This is a genomic window from Brevibacterium sp. HMSC22B09 (assembly GCF_001806795.1).
Lineage (GTDB): Bacteria > Actinomycetota > Actinomycetes > Actinomycetales > Brevibacteriaceae > Brevibacterium > Brevibacterium ravenspurgense.
The window spans coordinates 17,515-43,562 of record NZ_KV786010.1; the positions used below are offsets into that span (position 1 = coordinate 17,515).

General features: G+C 61.8%; 23 protein-coding genes, 2 tRNA genes and 1 other RNA gene. 13 read left to right on the forward strand and 13 right to left on the reverse strand.

Annotated features, from left to right (window positions below; all coding sequences use genetic code 11):
* Positions 1–3: 3 nt before the first annotated feature.
* Both HMPREF3087_RS04795 and aceE read right to left on the reverse strand, forming a co-directional pair.
* Entirely contained in the window at positions 4–1,212 is a 1,209-nt protein-coding gene (locus tag HMPREF3087_RS04795) for a PucR family transcriptional regulator (protein WP_070428317.1), read from the reverse strand.
* 113 nt (positions 1,213–1,325) lie between these two features.
* Positions 1,326–4,085, reverse strand: a complete 2,760-nt coding sequence (aceE, locus tag HMPREF3087_RS04800; RefSeq protein ID WP_070428279.1) for a pyruvate dehydrogenase (acetyl-transferring), homodimeric type — start codon at positions 4,083–4,085, stop codon at positions 1,326–1,328.
* Positions 4,086–4,282: 197 nt separating this feature from the next.
* Here aceE and HMPREF3087_RS04805 point away from each other — a divergent pair, with 197 nt between their 5' ends.
* The 4 genes from HMPREF3087_RS04805 to HMPREF3087_RS04820 all read left to right on the forward strand — a co-directional run bounded on the left by HMPREF3087_RS04805 (position 4,283) and on the right by HMPREF3087_RS04820 (position 6,577).
* Positions 4,283–4,723, forward strand: coding sequence for a DUF3052 domain-containing protein (locus HMPREF3087_RS04805; RefSeq protein ID WP_061942710.1), 441 nt, complete (start codon positions 4,283–4,285; stop codon positions 4,721–4,723).
* Entirely contained in the window at positions 4,723–5,211 is a 489-nt protein-coding gene (locus HMPREF3087_RS04810; RefSeq protein WP_070428280.1) for a redoxin domain-containing protein, read from the forward strand. Before HMPREF3087_RS04805 ends, HMPREF3087_RS04810 begins: the two co-directional genes overlap by 1 nt.
* Positions 5,212–5,277: 66 nt before the next feature.
* Entirely contained in the window at positions 5,278–5,673 is a 396-nt protein-coding gene (locus HMPREF3087_RS04815) for an HIT family protein (protein WP_070428281.1), read from the forward strand.
* Positions 5,666–6,577 (forward strand): Fpg/Nei family DNA glycosylase, encoded by a 912-nt coding sequence (locus tag HMPREF3087_RS04820; protein WP_070428282.1) that lies wholly within the window; start codon positions 5,666–5,668, stop codon positions 6,575–6,577. Before HMPREF3087_RS04815 ends, HMPREF3087_RS04820 begins: the two co-directional genes overlap by 8 nt.
* A gap of 54 nt (positions 6,578–6,631) precedes the next feature.
* Here the strand turns inward: HMPREF3087_RS04820 and HMPREF3087_RS04825 are convergent, their stop codons facing one another.
* From HMPREF3087_RS04825 to HMPREF3087_RS04835, 3 genes are all read right to left on the reverse strand, one after another.
* On the reverse strand, positions 6,632–7,885 hold the full coding sequence (locus tag HMPREF3087_RS04825) for an Nramp family divalent metal transporter (RefSeq protein ID WP_083272040.1): 1,254 nt from the start codon (positions 7,883–7,885) through the stop codon (positions 6,632–6,634).
* A gap of 254 nt (positions 7,886–8,139) precedes the next feature.
* Positions 8,140–8,213 (reverse strand) — tRNA-Val (locus HMPREF3087_RS04830).
* A gap of 20 nt (positions 8,214–8,233) precedes the next feature.
* Positions 8,234–8,734, reverse strand: coding sequence for a TetR/AcrR family transcriptional regulator (locus HMPREF3087_RS04835; RefSeq protein ID WP_070428319.1), 501 nt, complete (start codon positions 8,732–8,734; stop codon positions 8,234–8,236).
* 78 nt (positions 8,735–8,812) lie between these two features.
* Here HMPREF3087_RS04835 and HMPREF3087_RS04840 point away from each other — a divergent pair.
* Positions 8,813–8,886 (forward strand) — tRNA-Pro (locus HMPREF3087_RS04840).
* A 111-nt stretch (positions 8,887–8,997) separates the two neighbouring features.
* Here HMPREF3087_RS04840 and HMPREF3087_RS04845 read toward each other — a convergent pair.
* Positions 8,998–10,527 (reverse strand): fatty acyl-CoA synthetase, encoded by a 1,530-nt coding sequence (locus tag HMPREF3087_RS04845; RefSeq protein WP_070428283.1) that lies wholly within the window; start codon positions 10,525–10,527, stop codon positions 8,998–9,000.
* 83 nt (positions 10,528–10,610) lie between these two features.
* On the opposite strand from HMPREF3087_RS04845, the gene HMPREF3087_RS04850 reads away from it, so the two are divergent.
* Together HMPREF3087_RS04850 and HMPREF3087_RS04855 are read left to right on the forward strand one after the other, a co-directional pair.
* Positions 10,611–11,468 carry a Nif3-like dinuclear metal center hexameric protein gene (locus HMPREF3087_RS04850; protein ID WP_070428284.1) on the forward strand — a complete coding sequence of 286 codons (858 nt, stop codon included), beginning with the start codon at positions 10,611–10,613 and terminating at the stop codon, positions 11,466–11,468.
* Positions 11,459–12,166 carry a CT398-like coiled coil hairpin domain-containing protein gene (locus HMPREF3087_RS04855; RefSeq protein WP_070428285.1) on the forward strand — a complete coding sequence of 236 codons (708 nt, stop codon included), beginning with the start codon at positions 11,459–11,461 and terminating at the stop codon, positions 12,164–12,166. The genes HMPREF3087_RS04850 and HMPREF3087_RS04855 overlap by 10 nt, the downstream gene beginning before the upstream one ends.
* A gap of 30 nt (positions 12,167–12,196) precedes the next feature.
* Here the strand turns inward: HMPREF3087_RS04855 and HMPREF3087_RS04860 are convergent, their stop codons facing one another.
* Positions 12,197–12,961, reverse strand: coding sequence for a YaaA family protein (locus HMPREF3087_RS04860; protein WP_070428286.1), 765 nt, complete (start codon positions 12,959–12,961; stop codon positions 12,197–12,199).
* 42 nt (positions 12,962–13,003) lie between these two features.
* Between HMPREF3087_RS04860 and rnpB the strand changes: the two genes are divergently transcribed.
* Positions 13,004–13,363, forward strand: an RNA gene (gene rnpB, locus HMPREF3087_RS04865) — RNase P RNA component class A.
* Positions 13,364–13,398: 35 nt separating this feature from the next.
* Here the strand turns inward: rnpB and ppgK are convergent.
* Both ppgK and map read right to left on the reverse strand, forming a co-directional pair.
* Positions 13,399–14,253 (reverse strand): polyphosphate--glucose phosphotransferase, encoded by an 855-nt coding sequence (gene ppgK / locus HMPREF3087_RS04870; protein WP_256173041.1) that lies wholly within the window; start codon positions 14,251–14,253, stop codon positions 13,399–13,401.
* Entirely contained in the window at positions 14,246–15,142 is an 897-nt protein-coding gene (gene map / locus HMPREF3087_RS04875; RefSeq protein WP_019174941.1) for a type I methionyl aminopeptidase, read from the reverse strand. The genes ppgK and map overlap by 8 nt, the downstream gene beginning before the upstream one ends.
* Positions 15,143–15,189: 47 nt before the next feature.
* On the opposite strand from map, the gene HMPREF3087_RS04880 reads away from it, so the two are divergent.
* Genes HMPREF3087_RS04880 through HMPREF3087_RS04890 form a run of 3 tightly spaced genes read left to right on the forward strand, consistent with a single transcriptional unit; the run spans position 15,190 to position 19,723 of the window.
* The gene (locus HMPREF3087_RS04880; RefSeq protein WP_062021537.1) at positions 15,190–15,372 is read left to right on the forward strand and encodes a hypothetical protein; all 183 of its coding nucleotides are present in this window, start codon (positions 15,190–15,192) and stop codon (positions 15,370–15,372) included.
* 5 nt (positions 15,373–15,377) lie between these two features.
* On the forward strand, positions 15,378–16,712 hold the full coding sequence (locus tag HMPREF3087_RS04885) for a glutamine synthetase family protein (RefSeq protein ID WP_062022298.1): 1,335 nt from the start codon (positions 15,378–15,380) through the stop codon (positions 16,710–16,712).
* Positions 16,709–19,723, forward strand: a complete 3,015-nt coding sequence (locus HMPREF3087_RS04890) for a bifunctional [glutamine synthetase] adenylyltransferase/[glutamine synthetase]-adenylyl-L-tyrosine phosphorylase (RefSeq protein WP_070428288.1) — start codon at positions 16,709–16,711, stop codon at positions 19,721–19,723. The genes HMPREF3087_RS04885 and HMPREF3087_RS04890 overlap by 4 nt, the downstream gene beginning before the upstream one ends.
* Before the next feature lie 84 nt (positions 19,724–19,807).
* Here the strand turns inward: HMPREF3087_RS04890 and glnA are convergent, their stop codons facing one another.
* Positions 19,808–21,232: a type I glutamate--ammonia ligase gene (gene glnA / locus HMPREF3087_RS04895; RefSeq protein ID WP_070428289.1), complete on the reverse strand. Its 1,425-nt coding sequence runs from the start codon at positions 21,230–21,232 to the stop codon at positions 19,808–19,810.
* A 79-nt stretch (positions 21,233–21,311) separates the two neighbouring features.
* Here glnA and HMPREF3087_RS04900 point away from each other — a divergent pair, with 79 nt between their 5' ends.
* Positions 21,312–21,746: an RDD family protein gene (locus HMPREF3087_RS04900; RefSeq protein WP_070428320.1), complete on the forward strand. Its 435-nt coding sequence runs from the start codon at positions 21,312–21,314 to the stop codon at positions 21,744–21,746.
* Between the two features lie 170 nt (positions 21,747–21,916).
* Here the strand turns inward: HMPREF3087_RS04900 and HMPREF3087_RS04905 are convergent, their stop codons facing one another.
* Genes HMPREF3087_RS04905 through lipB form a run of 3 tightly spaced genes read right to left on the reverse strand, consistent with a single transcriptional unit; the run spans position 21,917 to position 24,402 of the window.
* Positions 21,917–22,657 carry a DUF4191 domain-containing protein gene (locus HMPREF3087_RS04905; protein WP_070428290.1) on the reverse strand — a complete coding sequence of 247 codons (741 nt, stop codon included), beginning with the start codon at positions 22,655–22,657 and terminating at the stop codon, positions 21,917–21,919.
* Between the two features lie 45 nt (positions 22,658–22,702).
* Positions 22,703–23,746 (reverse strand): lipoyl synthase, encoded by a 1,044-nt coding sequence (lipA, locus tag HMPREF3087_RS04910; RefSeq protein ID WP_070428291.1) that lies wholly within the window; start codon positions 23,744–23,746, stop codon positions 22,703–22,705.
* A 20-nt stretch (positions 23,747–23,766) separates the two neighbouring features.
* Positions 23,767–24,402, reverse strand: coding sequence for a lipoyl(octanoyl) transferase LipB (gene lipB, locus HMPREF3087_RS04915; RefSeq protein ID WP_070428292.1), 636 nt, complete (start codon positions 24,400–24,402; stop codon positions 23,767–23,769).
* Between the two features lie 124 nt (positions 24,403–24,526).
* Between lipB and HMPREF3087_RS04920 the strand changes: the two genes are divergently transcribed.
* Positions 24,527–25,987 (forward strand): hypothetical protein, encoded by a 1,461-nt coding sequence (locus tag HMPREF3087_RS04920; RefSeq protein ID WP_070428293.1) that lies wholly within the window; start codon positions 24,527–24,529, stop codon positions 25,985–25,987.
* The last annotated feature ends 61 nt before the right edge of the window (positions 25,988–26,048 follow it).

A 26,048-nucleotide genomic window follows, 5' to 3' on the forward strand; every position in this document is an offset into this window, starting at 1 on the left:
ACCTCAGCGTGAATTGTTGTGGGCGTACAACTGCCCTGCGCTGTGCAGGTGGCCATACACCAAAGCGATCCGTATGACGAAGCCCGACCGCGCTTCGGTCGGATCGATCCCAAGAGCTTCTGTGAGCTTCTTGAGTCGATAGCGGACGGTGTTCGGGTGAACATCCAGGGCCCGTGCGGTTGTTTCCAGCGCACCGCCGTATTCGAGATAGGCAGCGGCGGTTGCCAGAAGCTGGCCGGACCCTGTTGCCAGGGGTTCGTAGTAGGAAGTCACAAGGGCGCGCACGGCGCTGCGGTCACCTGCCATGGCGCGTTCGGGAAGAAGATCATCGGCGAAGACGGGACGGGGAGTGTCGGGCCGGGCGCGTGCTGTGCGCAGACCCCACACGGCCGCTGATGCGCTCGTTCCCGCTTCGGCGAACGAACTGACCTCCGGGCCGATGACGATGTCCGACGGTCCGAAGAACGGCGATAGGTCCTCAGCGGCCGCTTCGATGTCAGACACGCCGCCAAGCACGATGAGCAGACGATCGGAATGGACGCCGACCAGCGCGTCTTCGGCCCATTTTTTAGCCGTTGCACGCACTTCTTCGATCGAGGCGCGGTCTTTGCGGCGCGGCGCGCGTCCCATGATGACGCGAATGGATCCCTCAGAGTTCCAGCCGTAGGCGGCGGTGCGACTGGCCAGTTCGTCAACGGAATCGCCGCGAACGAGAGCGTCGATGACCATCGCTTCGAGTCGAGCGTCCCAGCTGCCCCGCGCCTCGGCGGCGCGTGCATACACATCGGCGGCGGCAAAGGCGATTTCGCGCGAATAGATGAGCACCGCCTCGCGCAGTTCGGCCTGTTCGCCAGCGCGCGCAAGATCGCTCACCCGCTCTTCGACCACTTCGACGACTACGCGCAGCAGCTGCAGAGTCTGCTGCAGCGAAACCGACCGGACGAGTTCCTTCGGTGCGGATTTGAAGATGTCGTTGATGACCCGCAGGTGCCGGGTGGGATTGCGATACCACTCGATGAATGACGAAATTCCCGAGTTCGCAAGCACGACGACCCAACCTTTGTCAGCTGAGGACAGCTGGGAGAACCAGCGCAGGCGTCCCTCAATGCGCTTCAGCGTCAGGTTCGACAGCGTGCGCTGACCGGCCTCGAGGCGGCGAATCGTGTCAGCGCGATCAGCGGTCTTCGCGCCAGGTGCTTCATGGTCGGGCATGAGCACAACAATAGCGCTAAAACGACAAAAGTCTTGTATTTGATACACAAAAGGGGCCGGGGAGTGGCCCCGGCCCCTTCTGCGGCGGAATCACTGCCGCGCGGCTGTGCTCATCAGGCGTCGCCGCCGGTGGTGCCCGATACGCCCTTGCGCGGGTCGTCGAGTCCATACTTCTTAGCGGCCTCCGCAGCCTTCGACATGTCGATCTCTCCGGTGTCTGCCAGGCTGATGAGGGCCTGAACGACAACCGAGTGAGCGTCGATGAGGAAGTAACGGCGGGCTGCCGGACGCGTGTCGGAGATCGCGTAGCCGTCAGCTCCGAGGCTCGTGAAGTGGTTCGGCACGTACTGGCGGATCATGTCCGGAACGGTCCTGGTGAAGTCGCTCGTGGCGATGACCGGACCTTCCGAGCCCAGCAGCTTCTGCGTGACGAAGGGGACCCGGTGTTCAGCCTCCGGATCGAGCAGACGAGCGTCGTCGGCTTCCAGGCCGTCACGGCGCAGCTCCTGCCACGAGGTGACAGACCACACGTCGGCGCTGACTCCCCAGTCCTTTTCCAGGATCTCCTGGGCCTCGAGGATCCACGGCACGCCAACACCGGAGGCCATGAGCTGAACCTTCGGGCCTTCGGTCTTGTTGCCGTCCTTGAGCTTGTACAGACCCTTGATGATGCCCTCGGTGTCGAGGTCTTCCGGTGCCTTCGGCTGGACCATCGGTTCGTTGTACATCGTGATGTAGTACATGACGTTCGGATCCTGGCGCGGGTCTTCGGGGTCGTACATCCGGTGCAGACCGTCGCGGATGATGGTCGCGATTTCGTAGGCGTAGGCCGGGTCGTAGGACACGATTGACGGGAAGGTCGAAGACAGGACGTGGGAGTGTCCATCGCCGTGCTGCAGACCCTCACCGGTCAGGGTGGTGCGTCCTGCGGTGGCACCGAGGATGAATCCGCGTGCCATCTGGTCGCTGGCCGCCCAGAACTGGTCGCCCGAACGCTGGAATCCGAACATCGAGTAGAAGATGTAGAACGGAATCATGGGTTCGCCGTGCGTGGCGTAGCTGGTGCCCGCGGCGGTCAGAGCGGTTGTCGAACCGGATTCGTTGATGCCCATGTGCAGCAGCTGGCCGTCAGTCGCTTCCTTGTAGGACAGGAAGAGGTCACGGTCGACCGAAATGTAGTTCTGGCCGTGCGGGTTGTAGATCTTCTTCGTGGGGAAGAAGGAGTCCATGCCGAAAGTGCGGGCTTCGTCAGGGATGATCGGCACGACGCGCTTGCCGAACTCCTTGTCGCGCATGAGGTCCTTGAGGATGCGGACAAACGCCATGGTCGAGGCGATTTCCTGCTTGCCGGAGCCGCGCATGCCTGGTTCGAAGACCTTGTCGTCGGGCAGTTTGATGTCGACGTACTTCGAGCGGCGTTCGGGTGTGAAGCCGCCGAGTTCACGACGGCGGTCGAGGAGGTACTTGATCTCCGGTGCGTCCTCACCGGGATGGTAGTACGGCGGGAGTTCCGGGTTCTCTTCGAGCTGCTTGTCGGAGATCGGGATGGAGAAGTGGTCGCGAGCGGCCTTGAGGTCTTCGAGCGCCATCGTCTTCATCTGGTGGGTCGCGTTGCGGGCCTCGAAGTGAGGTCCGAGCGAGTAGCCCTTGACGGTCTTGACGAGGATGACGGTCGGCTGGCCGGTGTGCTCAAGTGCTGCCTTGTACGCCGCGTACACCTTGCGGTAGTCGTGGCCGCCGCGCTTGAGGTTCCAGATCTGCTGGTCGGTGTAGTCCTCGACCATGGCCTTCGTGCGGGGGTCGCGACCGAAGAAGTTGTCGCGGACAAATCCACCGGACTCGCCCTTGTAGGTCTGGTAGTCGCCGTCCGGGGTGGCGTTCATCAGATTGACCAGGGCGCCGTCGCGGTCCTTGGCCAGCAGCGGGTCCCACTCGCGGCCCCAGATGACCTTGATGACGTTCCAACCGGCACCTCGGAACCAGGATTCGAGTTCCTGGATGATCTTGCCGTTGCCGCGGACCGGGCCGTCGAGACGCTGCAGGTTGCAGTTGATGACGAAGGTCAGGTTGTCGAGCTCTTCGTAGGCGGCGTACTGGAGCATGCCGCGTGCTTCGGGCTCGTCCATTTCGCCGTCGCCGAGGAAAGCCCAGGTGTGCTGCTGGCTGGTGTCCTTGATGCCGCGGTTGTGCAGGTAGCGGTCGAACTGCGCCTGCGAAATGGCGGCCTGGGGGCCGATGCCCATGGAGACTGTGGGGTGCTCCCAGAAGTCCGGCATCTGCCGCGGGTGCGGGTAGGAGGGCAGACCGAAGGGCTTGCCGTTGACGTAGTGGGAGGACTGCTGGCGGAAGCCGTCCATCTGCTCGGCGCTGAGGCGGCCTTCGAGGAAGGCGCGTGCATACATGCCGGGGGAAGCGTGGCCCTGGTAGAAGATGTGGTCGCCGCCGCCGGGGTGGTCTTTGCCGCGGAAGAAGTGGTTAAGGCCCACTTCGTAGAGGGTCGCGGCAGAGGCATACGTCGAAATGTGTCCGCCGACGCCAATGCCCTCGCGCTGTGCGCGCTGGACCTGCACGGCTGCGTTCCAGCGAATCCACCTGCGGAAGCGACGTTCGACTTCTTCGTCTCCGGGGAACCACGGTTCGTCTTCAGCGCCGATGGTGTTGACGTAGTCAGTGGCAGTCAGGCTGGGAACGCCGATTCGCTGCTGGCGAGCGCGCTGGATGAGGTTGAGCATGATGTAGCGGGCACGTGCAGTGCCGCCCTCTTCTACAAGCGCGTCAAGGGAGTCGATCCAGTCCTGCGTCTCCTGTGGGTCGATGTCCGGGACATTCGCGGGGAGACCATTGAGGATGGGGCCCTTGTTCTTGTTGTCCAAAGCAATTCCTCTCGCGTTTAAGGGACTTCGGATATGTGTCTAGGCTATTGCACATCGAGCCCGGGTGGTGCCGAACTTGGTGTGAAATGCTCCACCCTTATGGACGCAGATTGTGCAAAATGGCCAATTTCGCGCTTTTTGTCGGGGTGTCGGCCCTGTGATTGGCGAAACGCGGCGTTTCTGGTGAGAATAAAGCCATGAGTACAACTCCCTCAGGAAGGACGCTCGATTCCGCTCAGGCAGCACAGGTTGCTAACCCTCTGTCTCTGTCGAGCGGACAGTATGTTCAGGAAATCGGCTACGACGATGACGTTGATTTCCAGCTGCGCGATGACATCGCCGCAGTTACCGGCGAAGAGATGATTGACGGCGACGTTGACGATGTTTTCGACGTGATCGTCATGTGGTGGCGCAGCGATGACGATGACCTGACAGACGGCATCGTCGACGCGCAGACAACACTGAAGGACGGCGGTGTTGTGTGGCTTCTCACCCCGAAGGCCGGTCGTCCGGGACACATTGACCCCGTCGACATCAACGATGCCGCTCCCGTGGCCGGTATGCACGTGACGAAAACGGTCCGTGCGGCGGCTGACTGGTCGGCCGTGTGCTTGATGAGCAAAAAGAACTTCGACTGATGACTGTGGAAACCGGTGCCGTCGGACCCCAGGTGGGTGCGGCGGCACCTTCGTATTCTCTGGCCTCCCATTTCGGTGAGGAGCTTTCCCTGGACGAGTGCAGGCGCCGAGCCGACGCTGATCGCGTTCTCGCGGTGTTCTTTCCCTTTGCCTTCTCGCCCGTGTGCGGTTCCGAAATGCGTGAGCTTGCCGGAATGTATGAGGGTCTGCTTTCCGGCGGCACAGAGGTCGTCGCTGTTTCCTGCGATCCCAAGTACACGCTGGCTGCGTGGGCGCAGGACCTCGGGCTGCCCTTTGTTCTTCTGTCTGACTTCTGGCCCCACGGTGCAGCCGCGAAGGCCTTTGGGGCTTTCGATGAGCAGCGCGGCTTTGCACGCCGACTGACCTTTCTTCTTGATGGCGAGGGTGTTGTGGTCGACACGGAGCACTCTTTGACTGGCAGCAAGCGCGACTTCAGTCGCTTCCTCAATCCTGCTGGGAGCTTCTGAGCCTGCTTCGCTGCCGCCTGAGCGGATAGGGTGGGAATGACCTGTCGTTCTTCCCAAGGAGGGGTTATGGCGTCCATCTTCACGAAAATCCTCGACGGTGACATTCCCGGCACGTTCGTCTACGAAGACGACCGCTGCGCAGCCTTTATGGACATCAGTCCGCTGACCGATGGGCACGTGCTCGTCATCCCGCGCGAAGAGATTGACCACTGGCTCGACATGCCGGAAGAGCTCACCTCCCACCTCATGGCGGTTGCCCAGAAGATCGGCAAGGCGCAGAAGAAGGCGTTCTCCTGTGAGCGCATTGGGGTCTTGATTCAGGGGTACGAAGTGCCCCACGTGCACATTCACGTGTGGCCCACGAACTCGGTCGAGGACTTCCGCCTGGAAAACACCCGCGGATCGACTGACGCCGAAGACATCGCTGCAGCCGCCGAGAAGATCAAGGCCGCGCTTGCCTGAGGGCCATTCGATTCACCGCATTGCCCGCCGCTTCAACGCTGATTTCGGCGGGCGCACGGTGACCGCTTCGTCACCCCAGGGACGCTTTTCCGACGGTGCCGCGCTCATCAGCGGCAGTGAGCTGGGGGAGTGCTATGCCGTTGGCAAGCACCTGTTCCTGCCTTTCGAGGGTGAGCGTACTGTGCGGGTCCACCTGGGGATCTACGGTGCCTGGGATTTTCTGTACGCTGCCGGCGCCTCTGACCGTGCCGGGCAGACAGGGGAGTATGCAGGATCGCTGGGGGCACCTCGGCGGGTGCGTGCCGGTGAGGTCGAAAGGGCGGAGGAGCTCGACGCTGTGTGGCCGCCGGAGCCGGTCGGCCAGGTGCGTCTGCGCCTGCTGACCGAGGACGTGTGCGCTGATCTGCGCGGCCCGATGGTGTGCGAGGTTCTCGCTCCTCACGAGGTGGAGGCCCAGCTGGCTTCTCTCGGACCGGACCCGCTGGTCGACGGGAACGCTCGAGGAGGCCGCAGGTTTGCGCAGAATGTGCGCAGACGCCGTCCGATCGGAAGTCTGCTCATGGACCAGTCTGTTGTTGCCGGTATCGGCAACGTGTACAGGGCTGAGATGCTGTTTCGGGCTGGGCTCAGCCCGTTCAAACCCGGCACCGAGCTGACTGATGACGAAGTTGCTGCGCTGTGGCGTGACTGGGTTCGCCTGCTGCCCGTCGGTGTTGACACGGGTGTCATGCTCACCCGCACGAGACTGCGAGGCGCTGGTCGGCAGCGCGCAGTGGATGACAGTGAATTCCGCCATTTTGTCTATGGCCGCACAGGGCTGCCGTGTCGTGTGTGCAGAACTCTCGTCGCGATGACAGAAATGGAGGGGCGCAAACTCTACTGGTGCCCCGAGTGCCAGAAGTGACGAGGCTGGACGCGGCCTGCACCGCACCCAACCTCGCCTGTGACAGAGATTCGATCAGCCGGGCAGCAGCCCCAGAAGGTCAGCCAGCTGGTAGCTGCCGATCCCTATGACAATCAGAGTCACTGCACCGCCGAAGATATTGGCCCATACACCGTTTGCATGTTCGCCGACGACTTTCTTGCTGTTCATTGTCACCAGCAGGAAGATGGCGATGATTGGCAGGAGCAGGCCGTTGGCCGCCTGCGCAATGACGATGAGCTGAATCGGCTCAAAGCCGGTCAGAGCGATGACTGCGCCGACGGCGAGCACTGCGATCCACACTGCGCGGAACAGCGGGCTTTTCATATCTGTGCTCTTGCCGAGCATCCCCGTAATGGCATAAGCCGCCCCGAGCGGACCGGCGAGGGCGGACGTGAAGCCGGCCGCAAACAGGCCGAGTGCGAATACCCATGTGGAAGCTTCTCCCAGCAGCGGCTCGAGCGATACCGCGAGGTCCTCAGCCGTTTCTGCGCTCATACCGTGCATGAACAGCGCGCCAAAGGAGGTCGCCATGACTGCCAAAGTGATGAGCCCGCCGAAGGAAATCGAAGCGACGGTGTCAATGCGGGCTTCTTTCAGCGCTGTCTCCTGTGGAACATTCGCCCAGTTTTCCTGTACGAGGCTGGCGTGGAGGAAGACATTGTAGGGAACCACGGTGGTTCCGATGAGTGCAATTGCCGTCAGTGCGGACCCTGGGGGCATCGAGGGGACGAAGATTCCCCTGAGAATGTCGCCGATCGGAGGTTGAACGACGAAGACGGTGATGACGAACAGGAAGGCAAGGATGACCACCATCACCATGAGAACCCGCTCGATGGTTTTGTAGCTGCCGCTGATGAGCAGCGCGAAGATCGCGATGATGATTGCACCGACAATGATCCTGAGGTCTACTGGCGCAACCGCTGAAACGGCCAACGATGTGCCTGTTGTGTCACCGCCGGCATAGGCAGCCCCGCCGATTCCGATTGCAGCGACGACGAGCACGATCATCAGCGTTCTCAGGACGGGGTTCTCTAATGCACGCCGCATAGCTTCGCCGAGCCCGAGTCCGGCGCCGAGGCCGAGTCTGACCGACATCTCCTGCAGAACAAGGGTGGCGATGATCGAGAAGATGACCGACCACGCGAGTGTGAAGCCGAAGTCTGCGCCGGTGACGATTGCTGTGGTGATTGTGCCGGGACCGATGAACGAAGCCGCGATCATAAGACCGGGGCCGAACAGCGCTCCCGTGCGCTTCTTTTTGACTGTATTTGTTGAAGAGGGGTTCACAGGGTACTCCTCTCGGCCCGGGGAGGCTCCCCGAAAGAGTGACCGTGAACACAACGGTAGTGATTTAAGCAGCCGACGCTGGGATGTTTTCCTGTGTATTGCCTGAACGACACGGCATGGCTTCTGGCCGTGCTCCAATCAAGAACGCCGGTTCTGGTCAGAAATGACCCACAAATGACCCGCTAGCAGCTGAAGCGGGCACAAAGAAAACCGGGACCCGCACGATTTCGCGGGTCCCGACTTTCTTGTAGCGGTGGGCCCAGAGGGACTCGAACCCCCGACCCTCTCGGTGTAAACGAGATGCTCTAGCCAACTGAGCTATAGGCCCTGACCAGGATAAGGATACAGTCAGTCGGCGTTCCTGCCAATTCGGGTCAGAGCGGCGGCAAGAGCCGCCCGGCTGTCAGCCGGTCCTGCCGTCGAATCGAACAGGGAGCGGTTCTGCTCAAAGGCGACCGTCCCACAGGTGAGAACAACAGAAGAGTGCCGCTCCGCCTCGTCAGCGATCTGGGTTCGGACAGCGGTGGGCAGAACAGAATCACCCGAATGGGCGTAGGCGAGAGAAAAGATGTCGGCGCCATCGCGGTAGCGCAGAAGAACATCGTGCATGTGCAACAGGATTTCGGTCGGGGCGAGGTCTCTGCCGTCTCCGAGGGCCTCGTCAATTTCACCGGCGATGCGCCGGGCAACAAGGACGAAGATCTCCTGTTTGTTCTTCACGTGCCAATACAGAGCGGAAGGGCCGACTCCGAGGTCGCGAGCAAGCCTGCGCATGGATAGGTCACCCATGCCGTAGTCAGTGAGAATTGCGACCGCGGCATCGGCAATGCGGTGAACAGACAAGCTCATGGGGTCCATCATGGCAGGTCGAAGACGCGATTTCGCAATCAGCCCGCGGTGGGCTATAGTTGTCCCCGTTGCCAATCACGGGATATGGCGCAGTTTGGTAGCGCGCCTCGTTCGGGACGAGGAGGTCGTGGGTTCAAATCCCGCTATCCCGACAGACAGAAACCCGCTCATCGACTTAAGCGTCGAGAGCGGGTTTTCTCATTGCCTCCAACAGAAGCGGGGATGCCCTTTCAGGACATCCCCGCTTGGGTTTGAGCCTCAGGTCACGAGTGCGTGCCTTCGCGCAGTGAGCGCTTGAGGATCTTGCCCGCCGAGTTCTTCGGCAGAGCGTCCACGAAGTGCACGGCCTTGGGAACCTTGAAGCCTGCGAGCTTGTCCTTGACGTACTCGATGACGGCTTCTTCCGTCAGGCTTTCGCGGCCGGCGTCGTTGAGGACGACGTAGGCGGTGATCGCCTCGATCCACTTTTCATCCGGCATGCCGACAACCGAGACTTCTTCCACGCCGTCCATCGAGAAAATGGCGTCTTCGACTTCGCGGCTGGCCACGAGAACACCACCGGTGTTGATGACGTCCTTCACGCGGTCCACAACCGTGATGTAGCCCTCTTCGTCAGCCACAACGAGGTCACCGGAGTGGAACCATCCGCCCACGAAGGCCTCGGCGGTCTTTTCCGGCTTGTTCCAGTAGCCTTCGGCCAGCTGGGGTGAGCGGTAGAGGATTTCGCCGCGCTGGCCGACTTCGACATCGTTGCCGTCGAGGTCGACAATTCGGGTCTCAACGAACAGCGCTGGGCGGCCAGCTGAGGCCGGGCGGTCGGCGTGCTCTTCAGGACGCAGAACGGTGCACAGCGGGCCCATTTCGGACTGGCCGAAGCAGTTGTACAGGCCGAGCTCCGGCAGCTGCTTCTGCAGGCGCTCAACAATCGGGCCGGGCATGATGGATGCGCCGTAGTAGGCCTTCTTGAGCGACGAAAGGTCGCGCGTGGTGAAGTCCGGGTTGTTGGTCAGCGCAACCCACACGGTCGGGGCGGCGAAGAACGCGGTGATGCGCTCCTTTTCGATGAGCTCGAGCAGCTGCTGCGGAACAGGTGTGGGAACGATGATGCTGTATGCGCCGCGCATGAGGGCGGGAATCAGCAGCACGTGCATCTGAGCCGAGTGGTACAGCGGCAGAGCGTGGACGAAACGGTCAGAGCTGGTGAAGTCCAGGGACGTCAGCGCCGACAGGTACTGGTGCATGAGGCTGCGGTGCGTCATGACAGCACCCTTGGGCGACGACGTGGTTCCCGAGGTGTAGAGCAGCTGCACGCGGTCGGTGTCGACAGGGGAGAACTCGCCATCGCGAGCCGGACCGTCGACCTTCAGTGCCGGTTCCACAAGGCTTTCCATGAGCATGCGCTCACGCTTCTGGCCGGCTTCGGTTTCCTCGACGAATGGCATGAGGGCTTCTTCGGCCAGGATCAGCTTGGGGTCCGAATCCGACAGGATGTAGTCGAGTTCGTCCTTCGTCAGCTGGTAGTTGACCGGCACGTGGATGAGTCCGGCGCGTGCACAGGCCAAGAAGACGATGGCGAAGATGTCGGAGTTCTTGCTGTAGGCAGCAACGCGGTCGCCTTTTTCAAGGCCGTGCTCAACAAAAAAGCGGGCGATCTTGGTCACTGCCTGGTCGAGCTGACTGTACGTCCAGGTGCGGTCCTGGAAGACGATGGCGGTGTCCTTGGGGGAGCGCGCGGCGCTGCGCTTGACGATGTCTCCGATGACGGAGCGATTCTCTTCTGTGAGCTGTGTCATAGATGAATCGTGGCACAGTTCAAACGATCATTCAATTTTCTCGTCGTGTCTTTTTCACCGCTGTCATGCGCTAGTTTGAAGGCATGACGAATGTGCGCGATGTAACGAACATCTGTGAACAGCTCTGGCCGAACAACCTCGCGGAAGACTGGGACTCCGTTGGTTTGGCGGTAGGAGACCCAGAAGCCCCCGTGACGCACGTGCACTGCGCGCTGGACCCATCGGATGAAGTCATCGCAGAAGCCGTTGAGCTCGGTGCGGACTTCCTCTTCACCCACCACCCGCTGCTGCTGCGCGGCGTGACATCAGTCGCTGCCGACACGCTGAAGGGCGGTGCCGTACACACGCTGATCCGGTCTGGCATCGCACAGTTCAACGCCCACACGAACGCCGATTCAGCTCTTGGCGGGGTGTCCGATGTCCTCGCGGAGATCCTGCAGGTGCGGGAAGTCGAACCCCTTGTGCAGAACCCCGATGCCGAGGCGGGGGTCGGCCTGGGGCGGGTCGGCACCGTGGAACCGACGACAGTTGAGGATATTGCCGTCCGCCTGGCACAGGGAGTTGACCTGTCTGTCCGGGGCATCGCCATCGGGGGTGACCCCGGTGCGGAAGTTACGCGTGTTGCCGTTCTAGGAGGAGCGGGTGACTCCATGTTCGATGCGGCGCGCAAGGCGGGAGCCCAGCTGTACATCACCTCGGACCTTCGCCATCACCCCGCATCGGAAGCCCTCGATACGGGTTCCCGGGGAGGCCCGCTTGAGCACCTCATCGACATTTCGCACTACTCGGCCGAATCGGCGTGGATCCCGCGCGCGGCCGAACAGCTCGACGAAGCCCTGCGGGCAGGCGGACACAGTGTTGAAGTGACTGTGTCCGGTGTCTGCTCTGACCCGTGGACAGCAGTCGTTCTTCCCGACTCCGAGGAGTGGCAGTGGAACTGAGCACACAGCAGCACGCGGCCGCGCTCGACTACGCATCACTGAGCGCGCAGATTCGTCGCAAACGCACCGAGGCAAAACAAGAAGAGCGCGTGGCACGCCTGCAGGAACTGGCGGGTGAACACAAAGCGCTTGCCGCGAAAGCCAAAAATCTGCGCGGCGAAATCGAGGGGCATCAGAAAGAAGCGCGCACGGCCGCTGCGCAAGCTGCCGATGGGCGGTCCAAAGCCGAAAGCATGGAGGCGAAGCTCAATGCCGGAGTCGGCCTGACAAGCCGGGACCTCGTTGCACTGCAGGCGGACATCGAATCTGTGCGCACTGCTGTCGGCCAAGCGGAAGACAGAGAACTGGAGGCTCTTGACAGCGCCGAATCTGCCGAATCCCAGCTGCAGAAGCTGCGCGCACGTGCCGAAGAGGTCGCCGCGGAAGGAAAAGCCGAAGGTCAGCGCAGGCAGGAAGAAGCGGCCCGCTTGGACGGCGAGCACGCGCAGCTGGTAGAGCAGACCACGGCCAAACTCGCCGAGCTACCGGCTGAGGCAGCGTCGATCATCCGCTCATCCGGTATCGGAGTTCTCACGGCAGGAGCCTGTGGAGCCTGTGGTGCAGCTTTGTCCGGAGTGCAGGCTGATGCGGTGCGCAATGCCGAGCGCACCTGGGCGTTTCAGTGCGAGGACTGCGAAGGCCTCATCGTTCAGGCCTGAAAGCGCAGAAGCATCAAGCCCGCTGCCCTGTCAGGCGTCAGGCAGTACGATCGTCAGCACTGCCGACTGTTTACCGCGGGGCGGGGCGTATTCGACCTCGAACTGTTCGGCAACAGCGTCAGCAATGGCTTCCGGTGAAGACGGCATCGGTTCACTGCGCTGCAGCAGGTGGGACGCAACCAGGCCGCGCGTGTGCTTAGCCCAGTGGGACACGGTTGTGCGCTTGCCGGCGACCTCTTTGACGACATTGACAGCCACGGTGTTTTCAGGAATGCCCGGCCACGGCCTGCGGTAGTCGCCCGACCGGCAGTCGAGCACCGGCGCATCTCCGAAGTGCTCGGCCAACGGTTCCCCCAGCGCCTCCTTCCACAGTTTCGCCAGTGGTCCCAGATCACCTAGTGAGGTCTTCATCGACAGTCGATAGGCGGGGATGTGATCAAGTGCGCCGACCATGCCGAAAAGCGCTGAGGCAATGAACACCCGCTCGACCCGTTCGCGCGGGGCCTGCAGCACAGCGGAAACATCGAGTGCCTCAAACAGGACACCCGTATAGACCGTCAGAGCCTGTGCCGACGGTTCCGTGTCGAGATCAATGTTGCGCGCCACCTCGCCGGCAATGCGCTCACCTACACCCAACTGAACAAGGGCGTCCGGTGCGGCGCTGACTTTCTGCAGCTCGGCAAGCACCTCACGCCTCGTTTCATTGAGTTCCGGTAAGGACAGAGACGACAGGTCGACAGGCGCTCCGTCTTGCGCCGGTGTTTTGCCTTCGGACGGCGGCAGAAGAATGAACATGATGCTCATTCTAGAAGCCCGCACATATACACTTGGCCGAGGACAGGCCACCAGACGGTCGCGTTCGGGCCTCGTGCCCGGCCGAGGAAAGTCCGGGCTCCGCAGAGCGCGGTGGTGGCTAACAGCCACCCGGGGAAACCCGCGGGAAAGTGCCGCAGAAAGCTAAACCGCCAGCGTGCTGGTAAGGGTGAAAAGGTGGTGTAAGAGACCACCAGGGCCCGCGGTGACGCGGGCCGCTGGGTAAACCCCACCGGGAGCAAGATCGTGCAGACGGCTATACGGCTGCTCGTCGTGCCGTCGGGTGGATTGCTTGAGGCCTGCAGCAATGCAGGTCCTAGACAGATGACCGTCGCCCAGGCTTCCGCCTGGGAACAGAACCCGGCTTATCGGTGGCCTGTCCGTACACAACCTGGTGCCGGGACTCAGCGCTGTAATGTTCAGCGACCGATGCTTTCGGCAACGTCAGCACCGTGGACCGCCGCACCGATGATCCCTGAGTCATTGAACATTGCCGCCGGGACAGCGGGCGTCTGAAGGTCGAGCAGGTGAAGCCAGTCGGCATGGTCCTGCGAAATGCCCCCGCCGAAGATGAACGCGTCGGGGTTGATGAGCTTTTCCATTTCCCTGCAGTACCGGCTGAGCTTCGCAGCCCACGTGGGGTAGTCCATGCCCAACCGCACCTTTGCGCTTGCGGATGCGCTGAGCTCTGCGTCTTCGCCGCCTATCTCAACGTGGCCGAGTTCGGTGAACGGCACGAGCCTGCCGCGGGTAAACAGCGCCGAACCGATGCCGGTTCCCAGGGTGAGCATGAGAACAGTCCTGTCGTGCCAGTCGCGACCAGCGCCGAAGGTCATTTCGGCAATGCCGGCGGCATCAGCGTCATTGAGAAAAACACACGGACGGCCAAGCGCTGCCCCAATGGTCTGCTCAATATTCGCTCCAAGCCATGAATCGTCAAGATTGAACGCGAAGGTGACAACGCCGTTCTTGACCACCCCGGGGAATGCGACCCCGGCGGGAACAGGGGGAGTCAGCGGCGCCTCGTACCCGGATTCTGGTGACGAGGTGCCGCCCGGCTGCTGTGCCAGCACCTCGGCTGCCGCACCGTGGACTGCATTCATGAGAGTTTCGGGAGTGGCGGGCTGTGGCGTCGGCACAACGACACGGTCGCCGATGATCCGGCCGCGTTCGAGGTCGACCAGCCCGGCCTTGATAGATGAGCCGCCGATGTCAATGCCCAAAGCACAGGAGTGTGCTCCTGCCGAACCGCGCAGCTCGCCGCGATCAGTCACGGCCGGCCACGAGTTCGACATCGGGAAGCGTAAGAATGTCCGCGCCGTCTTCTGTCACCACGAGAGTGTGCTCGAACTGAGCGGAGCGGCGACGGTCGGCAGTCACAATCGTCCAGCCGTCATCCCACTGTTCCCAGTTGATGGTGCCCAGATTGAGCATCGGCTCGATTGTGAAGATCATGCCCGGCTGGATTTCGTCCGCGTAGTTCGGAGCGGCGTCATAGTGGGGGATGATGAGACCGGAGTGGAATTCGCGCCCGACCCCGTGACCCGTGTAGTCGCGAACAACTCCGTAGCCGAAGCGCTTCGCGTACTTTTCGATGACCCGGCCGATGATGTTGATCGAACGGCCGGGCTTGACGGCCTTGATGCCGCGCATGAGCGATTCGTGGGTCCGTTCAACCAGCAGGCGGGACTCTTCGTCGACGTTGCCGGCCACGAACGTGAAGTTCGTGTCGCCATGCATGCCGTTCTTGTAGGCGGTGACATCAAGGTTCACAATGTCACCGTCCTGAATCACGGTGGAGTCGGGGATGCCGTGGCAGACGACCTCGTTGATCGATGTGCACACCGACTTGGTGAAGCCCCGGTAGTCAAGAGTCGACGGGTAGGCGCCGTGGTCCAGCAGATATTCGTGGACGACAACGTCGATTTCGTCCGTCGTGCGGCCGGGCTCAACGAGCTTGCCGCCCTCGGCCATGGCGTTTGCAGCGATGCGGCCCGATTCGCGGACCAGCTCGATTTCTTCAGGCGTGTAGAAATTGCTGCCGCGACCTTCGTTCGGTTCGGCCTTGCCGACATATTCGGGACGTTCGATGTGGGCTGGAACGGAGCGCATGGGCGCCACGGTTCCCTTTGTGAGAGTTCCAAGCGGAGCAGAATTCGTCATGATGACATCATTGTAGACAGCTAGAGTTGTGCACAGGGAGGTGCGCTATGTCGTACGAAGAAGAGAAATACTGGTTCAACACCAAGACCGGCAAAGTTGAAAAGGGACGGAAGAGCTCCTTTGAGAACCGGCTGGGCCCCTATGACAGCGAAGCCGAAGCTCAGGCGGCACTCGCAACAGCCAGCGAGCGCAATCGCGAATGGGAAGAAGACGACGAGGACTGGCGCTGATGGGGCTGACCAAACAGCAGGAAGCGGTTCTGCGCGATGTCGATGACCGTGACGTGCGGTTTGTGCGTCTGTGGTTTCCCGACATCATGGGCCGCTTGAAGTCCGTTGCGATTGTTCCCGACGAACTTGACGGAGCATTCACCGAGGGCATCGGCTTCGACGGTTCGGCGCTCGAAGGCTTTTCGAGGGTCATCGAAGACGACATGGTTCTGCGCCCAGACTCGTCGACGTATTCGCTCCTGCCATGGCGAGGTGAGGTCGAGCCGACCGGTCGGATGTTCTGCGATGTGCTGACTCCCGATGGTGAACCTGCCGCTTCTTATCCGCGCAATATTCTGGCCCGCACCCTGGCGAAGGCGCGCGAGCGCGGCTTCACCTTCATCGTGCACCCGGAAATGGAGTTCTACCTGTTCCGTTCGGCCGAACTGGACGGCAAACCTCCTGTGCCGGTCGACGACGCCGGATACTTCGATCACGTCAACGGCGGCACCGCGAACGACTTCCGGCGCAGTGCAGTGCAGATGTTGGAATCCATGGGCATTTCCGTCGAGTTCTCGCATCACGAAGCCGGCCCCGGGCAGAACGAAATCGATCTGCGCTATGCGGACGCGATGACTATGGCCGACAACGTCATGACCTTTAAGGCGGTTGTGAAAGAAGTCGCGATTTCCCAGGGCGTGCACGCCACGTTTATGCCCAAGCCCCTGGCCGAGCATCCGGGCAACGGGATGCACACGCACCTGTCGCTGTTCGAAGGTGAAGACAACGCGTTCTTTGAGGCCGGCGCCGAATACCAGCTGTCGACCACCGGCCGGCAGTTCGCGGCAGGCCTGCTGCACCACGCCCCTGAGATCGCGGCGGTCACCAACCAGTACGTCAACTCCTACAAGCGCCTGTGGACCGGGCACGAAGCCCCGTCCTACATCAGCTGGGGTCGCACGGGCACTGCACTTGTACGGGTGCCGCAGTACAAGTCCGGCAAGGAATCGTCTGCTCGGATCGAGTACCGCGGTATGGACTCCTGCGCCAATCCCTACCTGGCCTACTCGGTGCTGCTGGCCGCGGGACTGAAAGGCATTGAGGAGGGCATGGAGTTGCCTCCGGAAGTCGAAGACGACGTGTGGGATCTCAGTCGACGCGAGCGCAGCGCCATGGGCATTGAACCGCTGCCTGCGAGCCTGTCGGAAGCTCTTCGCTGCATGGAGAACAGCGAACTCGTCGCTGACACTCTGGGCGAAGAGGTATTCGACTTCTACCTGCGTGACAAAGCGCGGGAATGGAGAGACTACCGCGCGCAGGTGACCGCCTATGAACTCGATGGGCTCTACACCCAAACATGATTCGCAGGTTCGATCTCAGCCGGCGGCAGGACCCGACACGCACGCAGCGCGGTAAATTCGACTCGCGCTTTGAGCGCTTCCTTGGCCAGTTCTGCGAACTGACCGGTTTGGAAGCGCACGAATCGGCGATTAGGGAATTCGCCCGGTTCACCGGTGACCCCGGTTCTGTTTCGCTGGGCTTGGTGCGGGTCGCCGAGGCGGCAGCGGCAGCCGAGGTCGACCTCGGTGGGCTCGTGCAGGATTCTCAGCATCTGCTCGACCGACTTGTTCGGTTGGCCGGGAGTTCTGAGGCCTGCATTGACCACATTGTGCGGTGGCCTGAGTCGCTGCGGCTGCTGGCCGAAGACGAAGACTTCTTGCGTTCAAAGCGCAGGAGAAAGGCGCGTAAGCGCATTGCCCGTTCGGTGTACGACGCCGACGGTCAGCTGCTCTCAATCGAAGACGGCCGAATCGCCCTGCGCCGAGCGTACCGGGACGAACTCATCCAGCTGACAGCCGCAGACCTCGGCAGTCACGAACCGACCGCAGACTTCGACACTGTCAGCCGGACCCTGACGGAAATGGCTGAGGGTGCCCTCATGGCGGCACACGACCTCGCCGCGGGGGATTCAATACCCGACGGGTGCGCTGAACTTGCTGTTATCGCCATGGGCAAATGCGGCGCCCGCGAACTCAACTACGTATCCGATGTTGACGTGGTCTTCGCCTTCAGCCCGGAAACCACAGCGGACGGCGAACAGGCAGAACGCGCCCGCAGCTGCGCCTCGGCAGCGGCCCTGCAGATCATCGACCTCATTTCAGCTGCTGGAGCAGAACCCGCCCTGTGGGAAGTCGACGCAGCTCTTCGGCCGGAGGGCAAAGCGGGAGCGCTTGTGCGCACTGTCGACGAGTTTGCAGGCTATTACAGCGACATCGCAGAAAACTGGGAGTTCCAGGCTCTTTTCAAAGCCCGTCCCGTCGCCGGATCCGAAGAACTCGGACAGCAGTGGGCGGAGGCGTGTCTGCCCCAGGTGTGGACCGCCGCCCACCGGGACGACTTCATCCCGGAAGTACGGGCTATGCGACGCAGAGTTGTCGATCTCATCGACCGCGATGAAGCCGACCGGCAGCTGAAACTGGGGCCCGGCGGGCTCCGCGATGTCGAATTCTCCGCCCAGCTGCTTCAGCTGGTGCACGGAACGGAAGACCACGACATCCGCGAACCGAACACCCTCGAGGCCCTGCGCAGCCTTGAACGGGGCGGCTATTTGTCTGGGGACGATGCCGCGCTGATGGAAGAGGCCTACTCATTCCTGCGGGTTGTCGAACACCGCCTGCAGATTCCGCGCATGCGCCGTGCTGCAGTTCTGCCTGACAAACCAGAAGCACTCCGCGAACTGGCGCGCATGGTCTACCCGACCGGTGACCGGACAGAAGTACGGCTCAAACGTGAACGCGACGACTATTCCCGTCGCGTACGCGCTCTTCACGAACAGATTTTCTACCGTCCGATCCTCGACGCGGCCGTCGGGACCGGCGCAGTGACCTCGCTGCCGGCAAAAGCCGCGGAAAGCCGCCTGCGCGCCTTCGGCTTCGTCGACCCGCACTCAGCCATGCGGCATATCCACGACCTTTCAGCCGGCGTCAGCCGTGCTTCGCGCGTGCATCGACAAGTGCTGCCGGCCATGCTCGGCTGGCTGTCGGAGGGTGTTGATCCCGATGCCGGTCTGCTTGCCTACCGCAGGCTGTCGGAAAAGCTGAGCTCATCAACGTGGTACCTCAAGCTGCTGCGTGACTCCGGGCAGGGCGCAGAAGCGCTTGCCCGGGTGCTGTCACTGTCGCAGTACGCGGCATCGCACATCATGCACTACCACGGGTCAGTGCGCTGGCTTGCTGATCAGGACATGCTGCAGCCGACCCCGCTGGACTCGCTGCGCCAGGAAATGTCTGAACTGGTCGGCCGAGGCAGGGGAGTGGAAGGCGTGCGCGCCGTCTACGGACGCGAAAAGCTCAGGATCATCCTCGCCGACATTCTCGAGGTCATTCCCCGCAGCGCTGTCCCACAGGCCCTGTCTGACGTGATGAGCACAGCCATTGACGCAGCACTTCTGTCAGTGCGGCGTGACCTGGACACTGAGCACAGAATCTATGACTACGATTTTGCGATCATCGCGATGGGACGCCTGGGCGGCCGCGAGATCGGGGTGTTCTCTGATGCCGACGTGTGCTTTGTCTACCGTCCCGCACACACCATGGGCGATGACGACCGCGAGGCTTTGGCCAAACACGCCCGTCGCGTCGCTCTCGACGTGACCTCGGCGCTGAAAAGCGCACAGCAGGACCCAGCCATTGAACTCGATGCCGATCTGCGTCCTGAAGGCCGCAGCGGACCCTATGTCCGAACGCTTGAGTCCTATCGGCGCTATTACGAAGCGTGGAGCGAACCGTGGGAAGCACAAGCGCTCCTGCGTGCCCGCCCGATAGCCGGTGACAACGACCTCATGAGCGACTACGTCGACATGATCAACCCTCTGCGCTATCCGCAGATTCTCCCGGTGCGCTCCATCATGCAGGTGCGTCGGCTCAAAGCGCGGATGGAAGACGAACGACTCCCGCGCGGTGCTGATCGCCGTCAGCACGTGAAATTGGGAACCGGCGGGCTGAGCGATGTCGAGTGGACTGTGCAGCTGCTGCAGCTGCAGCACGCCGCCGAATACCCCGGGCTGCGCACAACCTCGACGCTGCCCGCCCTGGCCGCTGCACGTGATGAGGGGCTTGTGTCGGCGACCGATCACGAGGTGCTGCGCACCGCCTGGCTCATGGCCACCGAAGTACGCAACGCCATCACGCTCTACAGGGGCAAACCCAGCGACAGTCTGCCCAGCGATATCCGCGAACTCGAAGCCGCGGCCAGGCTCATGGGCTATCCGCAGGGAAGCGCGCAGCTGCTGGTCGATGACTATCTGCGGGTCACCCGCTGGGCGCGTTCGACAATGGAAGTCATCTTCTACGGAGACGACCCCACCGACTGAGGTACACGCTCAGCTGCACCAGCCCCGTCTGACAAAACGCGAATGGCCCGGCATATGCCGGGCCATTCACATCACAGGCGACGATCAGAGATCAAAGTACAGTTCGAAGTCCGTCGGCGTCGGACGCAGACGTGCAACGTCGATTTCGTTTTCGTACTTGTAGTTGATCCAGGTTTCGATGAGGTCCTGGGTGAAGACATCGCCTTCCATGAGGAACTCGTGGTCTTCCGCGAGAGCTTCGAGGGCGCCTTCGAGCGAGTTCGGAACCATCTTGATGTTCTCGGTTTCTTCCGGCGGAAGCTCGTAGAGGTCCTTGTCGATCGGCTCCGGCGGTTCGATGCGGTTCTTGATTCCGTCGAGGCCGGCCATGAGCTGAGCGGAGAAGGACAGGTACGGGTTGCCCGATGGGTCGGGTGCGCGGAACTCCAGGCGCTTGGCCTTCGGCGACGTACCGGTGATCGGAATGCGGATGGCAGCCGAACGGTTGCGAGCCGAGTAGACCAGGTTGATCGGCGCCTCGAAACCGCGAACCAGACGACGGTAGGAGTTCATGGTCGGGTTGGTGAACGCAAGAACAGCGCCGGCGTGTTCAATGAGGCCGCCGATGTACCAGCGCGCAAGGTCCGACAGGCCCGCGTATCCGGTTTCGTCGTAGAACAGCGGCTTGCCGTCCTTCCACAGCGACTGGTGGCAGTGCATACCGGCACCGGCATCGCCCAGAAGCGGGCGCGGCATGAACGTGGCGGTCTTGTTGTTGGCCGCAGCAACGTTCTTGATGACGTACTTGAAGTCCAGCAGCTGGTCGCCGGCCTTCTGCAGGGTGTCGAACTTGTAGTTGATCTCCTGCTGGCCAGCCGTCGCGGTTTCGTGGTGAGCACGCTCCATTTCGAAGCCGATCTGTTCGAGAGTCAGCGACATTTCGTCGCGGATGTCTGCGAACTTATCGCGCGGGGGAACGGGGAAGTAGCCGCTGGTGTAGGGCGTCTTGTAGCCGAGGTTGTGGCCGTCTTCAGCAACACCGGTGTTCCACGCGGCTTCCAGGGAGTCGATCTCGTAGAAGCTGGTGCGGGCTGAATTGTCGTAGCGGATTGAGTCGAAGAGGTAGAACTCGGCTTCGGCGCCTATGAAGGCGGTGTCAGCGATGCCGGTCGACTTCAGGTACGCCTCGGCCTTTGCCGCTACCTGGCGGGGGTCACGCGAGTACGGTTCGTTCGTGAACGGATCCACAATCGAGTGGATGACCACGAGGGTTTTTGCCTTGCGGAACGGATCGATGTAAGCGCTCGTCACGTCCGGGATGAGCTTCATGTCGGATTCGTGAATCGACTGGAAGCCGCGGATGGACGAACCGTCGAAGAGCAGGCCCTCTTCAATCACTTCTTCCGTGTAGGCCTTGCCGGGAAGATTGAAGTGCTGAACTACTCCGGGAAGATCGCAGAATCGGATGTCGACGAAATCGATCTCGTTGTCGCGAATATACGAAACGAGCTCGCTTGCGGTGGAAAACAACTTTTCTCCTGTATTGAGTCGTCGCGACGGTGCGGTACTGGCCGCCGGTGTTTTCATCTTAGCGGCTACACTCGTTTCCGTGTTCGACAGAGACAGTTTAGGTTCGTGGCTCCAGGGGCCGAAACTCGAAGAGGGAACCTACGCGGGGCAGCGCCTAGGCCTTCCCGAAACCGGTCCGGGATCAACAGCGTCTTTGATCCGCAGGGTCGGAAGCCTCTTCATCGACTGGGCACTGTGCGCCCTGATTGCTCGCTGGCTGGCGCCTGATTTCATGTTCGCGCCCCACCTGATCTTCGTCATCGAATCCCTGTTGCTGCAGTCGCTGCTGGGCTACACCATCGGCCAGCGGATCTGTGGAGTGCGCATCATCAATCGCCACGGACGCCGCCCCAACCCCCTGCGGCTGCTCGTTCGAATCGCACTGCAGCTGCTCATCATCCCCGGTCTTCTGTACAACCCCGACAACCGCGGCCTGCACGACCTCGCGGCCGACACCGCCGTTGTGCGGCTCTGACTGACATAGCCGACCACTCGCTCGGGCATGTCGCACAAACTGCTTTGCCTGCCGAGCGATGATCGTTCAGCCGAACGTGCAGCCACTGGGAAGCCGACGGCAGCCGGTGTGGATTTCTTCAGAACACAAGAAGCGCCGACCAACGTGGTCGGCGCTTCTTGTGTTTGAGATCAGCGTCCCCGCAGTGCGCGGCGGTTGGGACGTGCGCGGTTGGGATCCATGCCCTTGGGAATCGGCTGGTTCGTCGACATGGTGCCCAGAGCCGCAAGACGTTTGCGCACCTGAAGCACTTCGGCCTTCGTCAGCTTCTTCGGCAGTTTGTACACGGTCGAGACCAGTCGGTTCATGGGAACCTGGTTCTTGCCCTCACCGCCCTGGATGACGTGCACGGGAACGGAAGGCAGAATGCGCTCGTGGCGCTTCTGCTCCTTGGCCAGCAACTTCGACACACGGCCAGCCGGACCTTCCGAAACCAGCACGACCCCACCTCGGCCGGTGGCGCGGAACACCAGGTCTTTGGTGCGCGGGTCACCGGCGACCGGCTGGTCGTCGGCAAGCCAGCTGCGGCGGACCGTGTTGAGCACCGCGCCGTAAGCGCCGGGCTGGTCCTTCATTTCTGCAAAGGCCGCGGTCTCGGCGTAGCGGCCGAGAATGAAGATCGCCAGCGTCAGACCGCCCAACAGGCCGATGATGGTCCACAGCCACACCGGCGGCAGCAGGAAGAAGCCCACGATGAAGCCGATGCCGCCCAAGCCCAGAATCGCGGCGAGCATAAGCCACGGAACAGCGGGGAAGTGTTTGCGGGCAAGTTTGAAGACCTGACGCATCTGGCCGATGCGACCGGGCTTCGAAGGGTCCTTGGGACGCCGGCGGAAAAGTCCGCGGCGGCGTGGTTCTTCAGTCTGAGACATTCTGCTTTTCTGTTTGCTTGCGAAAAATGATCAACCAATGATTGGTCAGGAGAATTTTACCTCGTCGCCCGGGCCGAAAGTATCCACCACCGCCTGAGCTTCCTGACGGGCGGGAGCTTCGTTGTCAAGGTGAGCCAGGTGAGCGGGGATTTCCTGACTGCGACGGCGCATGGCCTGAGCCCACAGACGACCGGCACGGTAGGACGAACGGACCAGCGGACCGGACATGACTCCGGCAAAGCCGATTTCTTCGCCGATGTCGCGCAGCTCAACGAAGTCCTGCGGTTTGACCCACCGGTCGATGGGGTGGTGCAGGGCGCTGGGGCGCAGGTACTGCGTGATCGTCAGCAGGTCGCAGCCGGCTTCGTGGAGATCCTTCATCGCTTCGACCACTTCGTCGTTCGTTTCGCCCATGCCCAAGATGAGGTTGGACTTTGTGACCAGGCCGGCCTCGCGGGCCTTCGTGATGACCGACAGCGAGCGCTCGTAGCGGAAACCGGGGCGGATGCGCTTGAAGATGCGCGGCACCGTCTCAATGTTGTGTGCCAGCACTTCGGGACGTGACGAAAAGACCTCGGCCAGCTGGTCATCGTCAGAGTTGAAGTCGGGGATGAGCAGCTCGACACCAGTGCCGTGACCGTCACCGTGGTCGATTTCGTGGATGAGGCGGACCGTTTCCGCGTACAGCCACGCGCCGCCGTCATCAAGGTCATCGCGAGCAACACCCGTGATGGTCGAATAGCGCAGACCCATGGTCTTCACGGACTCAGCGACGCGACGGGGTTCATCAGCGTCGAAGTCTGCGGGTTTGCCGGTGTCGATCTGGCAGAAGTCGCAGCGGCGGGTGCACTGCTCACCGCCGATGAGGAACGTGGCCTCGCGGTCCTCCCAGCATTCAAAGATGTTGGGGCAGCCCGCTTCCTCACACACGGTGTTGAGACCGGCCGTGCGGACAAGCGATTTCAGTTCCGAGAACTCGGGGCCGATCTTGGCTTTCGCTTTGATCCACTTCGGCTTGTCTTCAATGGGAGTCTGCGAATTGCGAGCTTCCACTCGCAGCAGCTTGCGTCCTTCCGGGGCGATTGTCATGTCATGGCCTTTCGTGGGGATCAGGCGGTGATGTGCTTGTCCAGCAGCTCCAGCAGGCGCTGGGCAGCCTGTTCCGGAGTTGTTTGGGTGCCGGTTTCGATGGAAATGCTAGTGGTCGCGGCGTCAGAAATGCCGCAGGGGACGATGTTTTCAAAGCCGGCGAGCTCGTTCGAGCAGTTCAAAGCCAGGCCGTGCATCGACACGCCGTTGTGAATGCGGATGCCGATCGCGAGGATCTTCCTGTCCGGTCCCGGGCCCTCGGTGATCCACACACCGGATCGGCCCTCAACCTGCTGCGCGGTGATTCCGTACTCGGCGAGCAGTTCGATTCCCGCTTTTTCGATCTGGTCGACGAAAAGGCGGACCTCTTTTTGGTCATTCAGGCGGTAGATGGGGTAGATGACCAGCTGCCCCGGACCGTGCCAGGTGATCTTTCCGCCTCGGTCGATGTCGATGACTTCCGTGCCGTCGCGGGGGCGTTCGTGGTCTTCAGTGCGTTTGCCCGCTGTGTAGACGGGGGAGTGTTCCAGCACGAGGAAAGTGGAGTTCTTCTTGCCGTCGACAACATCAGCGTGCGTCCGCCTTTGGACTTCCAGCGCTTCTCTGTAGTCAACGAATTCGGGTGCAAAACCCAGATGTTCGATGTCCCAAGCCATTCCATGACCATATGCCGACGAGGGCCCAAGCGGCAAAAGCACCGCAACAGTTATCCACAGATTGCGGTTTGGGGGTTTCGGTCCGTCTGCCGACGTGGTCGAATTTCTGCCTAAGGAGGCTGATATGCAGGTGTGCGAATGGATCTACGATGCCGAGGTCCGTCCCGGACTGTGGCGCGTGTTCAACGCCCACGAGGTCAAATGGTTCGTGTGTGCAGCAGACACGGCCGCTGGTGCCGGGAGGCCGGTTTCGGTTCTGGGCCCTGACATGGAGCCGGTTGCGGGGCTGCTCATTCCCAGATGTCGAGGCGGCATGCTCGAGGACGCGCTTCTCGGTCTGGCACCTCTGGGAGCGGAAGAGCTCGTGTGTCTTCTGCGCGGCACGATTGAGGCCACAGGCGGGACCGATGGCTCGATCCCGATTTCGCGGGCAAGCCTGGCGCTTGCCGATGACGGTTCCGTCTGCGCATTGCCGGGCATCGAGGTTCCAGGGGAGGAATCAGAAGCTCGGGAGCTGGGCGAACTTCTGTACGCTGCCGCGCAGGGCGTGACTTTCACTGAAACTGCTGTGCCTTTGAAGAATCGCGACAACAACCTGCCCACGGAACTTGTCGATCTCATTGATGCGCTGTTGCTGGACGGCGAAACAGGTGATCTTCCCAGAGGAGATCTTCTTGAGGCAGTGCGCAGATACCGAGGGGCAGAGCGGCTGCCCTTTTATCCGGGCGAACCTGGAGTTCCAGTCAATGATCCACCGACCGCTGGACTGCGCCCGGTCACAGCGGCTGTGAATAACGTCCCGGAGCAGACGGGCCCGAAGACAGGCGCTGAGGAGAAAGCTGAACAGGGGATTGGCGACACCGCGATAGCAGCCCTCCGAGGGGACACAGAACGCGCGCGCAAGAATCGAGGATCACAGGCACCTCGTCGTGGAGCCCGGAAACCGGAGAAGACAGCAAAGCGATCCGGTCCGAAAAGAAAAGAACCCACCGCGGCTGCCCCGGGTGGAAAGATCCGCAGAGGTGTGCGTGCCGGTGTTATCGGTGCTGCAGCGCTGGCGACAGTGACTGCCGGCATTGCGCTCATCATCGGTGGTGCGCAGCCGGATCAGACCGAACCGACAGCGGCGGTTGACCAGGGGAAGCATGGCGAAGAGCCGCGCAGCCCTAAAGCGGAGGATGAGCCCTCCGTGCCGGCAGAGCAAAGCGGCGAGCCGGAAGACACCTCGGATGCTGCTCCAGACAGCAGTGGGCCCTGTGAGGGCTTCAAAGACCTGACACAGGCGCGGGCAGCTGCGTTCGCCGGCGGCAAGCCAGCCGACCTCGCAGGCCTTACAGTGCCAGGATCAAACGCTGCGAAAGCCGATGCGGAATCAGAAGACAAACCCGCTCAGCCCATGAACGTCACGATGAACGTCACAGAGTGCGAAGTTGAGGACAGCACCGCAGAGACTGCGACTGTCCGGGCTGTTGTCTCTGCCGAGGTCGGCGGAGCGCCTGTTCCCGAAGCGCGGATCCGGGTGAGTTTGGAAAAGCACGAAGGCAAATGGAAGGTGAGCCGCACGGAGGAACTTCACGAGAACTGAGTCTTAAGCCGCCAGCCAGGTGCCCGCCAAGCAGAAGCGCCCGCGGACTTCTCCGCGGGCG

Excerpts from the sequence above, each read along its gene's own strand:
- HMPREF3087_RS04795 (WP_070428317.1), bottom strand. The coding sequence starts at position 1,212 with ATGCCCGACCATGAAGCACCTGGCGCGAAGACCGCTGATCGCGCTGAC.
- HMPREF3087_RS04805 (WP_061942710.1), top strand. The coding sequence starts at position 4,283 with ATGAGTACAACTCCCTCAGGAAGGACGCTCGATTCCGCTCAGGCAGCA.
- HMPREF3087_RS04810 (WP_070428280.1), top strand. The coding sequence starts at position 4,723 with ATGACTGTGGAAACCGGTGCCGTCGGACCCCAGGTGGGTGCGGCGGCA.
- HMPREF3087_RS04815 (WP_070428281.1), top strand. The coding sequence starts at position 5,278 with ATGGCGTCCATCTTCACGAAAATCCTCGACGGTGACATTCCCGGCACG.
- HMPREF3087_RS04835 (WP_070428319.1), bottom strand. The coding sequence starts at position 8,734 with ATGAGCTTGTCTGTTCACCGCATTGCCGATGCCGCGGTCGCAATTCTC.
- HMPREF3087_RS04845 (WP_070428283.1), bottom strand. The coding sequence starts at position 10,527 with ATGACACAGCTCACAGAAGAGAATCGCTCCGTCATCGGAGACATCGTC.
- HMPREF3087_RS04850 (WP_070428284.1), top strand. The coding sequence starts at position 10,611 with ATGACGAATGTGCGCGATGTAACGAACATCTGTGAACAGCTCTGGCCG.
- HMPREF3087_RS04860 (WP_070428286.1), bottom strand. The coding sequence starts at position 12,961 with ATGTTCATTCTTCTGCCGCCGTCCGAAGGCAAAACACCGGCGCAAGAC.
- map (WP_019174941.1), bottom strand. The coding sequence starts at position 15,142 with ATGACGAATTCTGCTCCGCTTGGAACTCTCACAAAGGGAACCGTGGCG.
- HMPREF3087_RS04880 (WP_062021537.1), top strand. The coding sequence starts at position 15,190 with ATGTCGTACGAAGAAGAGAAATACTGGTTCAACACCAAGACCGGCAAA.
- HMPREF3087_RS04890 (WP_070428288.1), top strand. The coding sequence starts at position 16,709 with ATGATTCGCAGGTTCGATCTCAGCCGGCGGCAGGACCCGACACGCACG.
- HMPREF3087_RS04905 (WP_070428290.1), bottom strand. The coding sequence starts at position 22,657 with ATGTCTCAGACTGAAGAACCACGCCGCCGCGGACTTTTCCGCCGGCGT.
- lipA (WP_070428291.1), bottom strand. The coding sequence starts at position 23,746 with ATGACAATCGCCCCGGAAGGACGCAAGCTGCTGCGAGTGGAAGCTCGC.
- lipB (WP_070428292.1), bottom strand. The coding sequence starts at position 24,402 with ATGGCTTGGGACATCGAACATCTGGGTTTTGCACCCGAATTCGTTGAC.
- HMPREF3087_RS04920 (WP_070428293.1), top strand. The coding sequence starts at position 24,527 with ATGCAGGTGTGCGAATGGATCTACGATGCCGAGGTCCGTCCCGGACTG.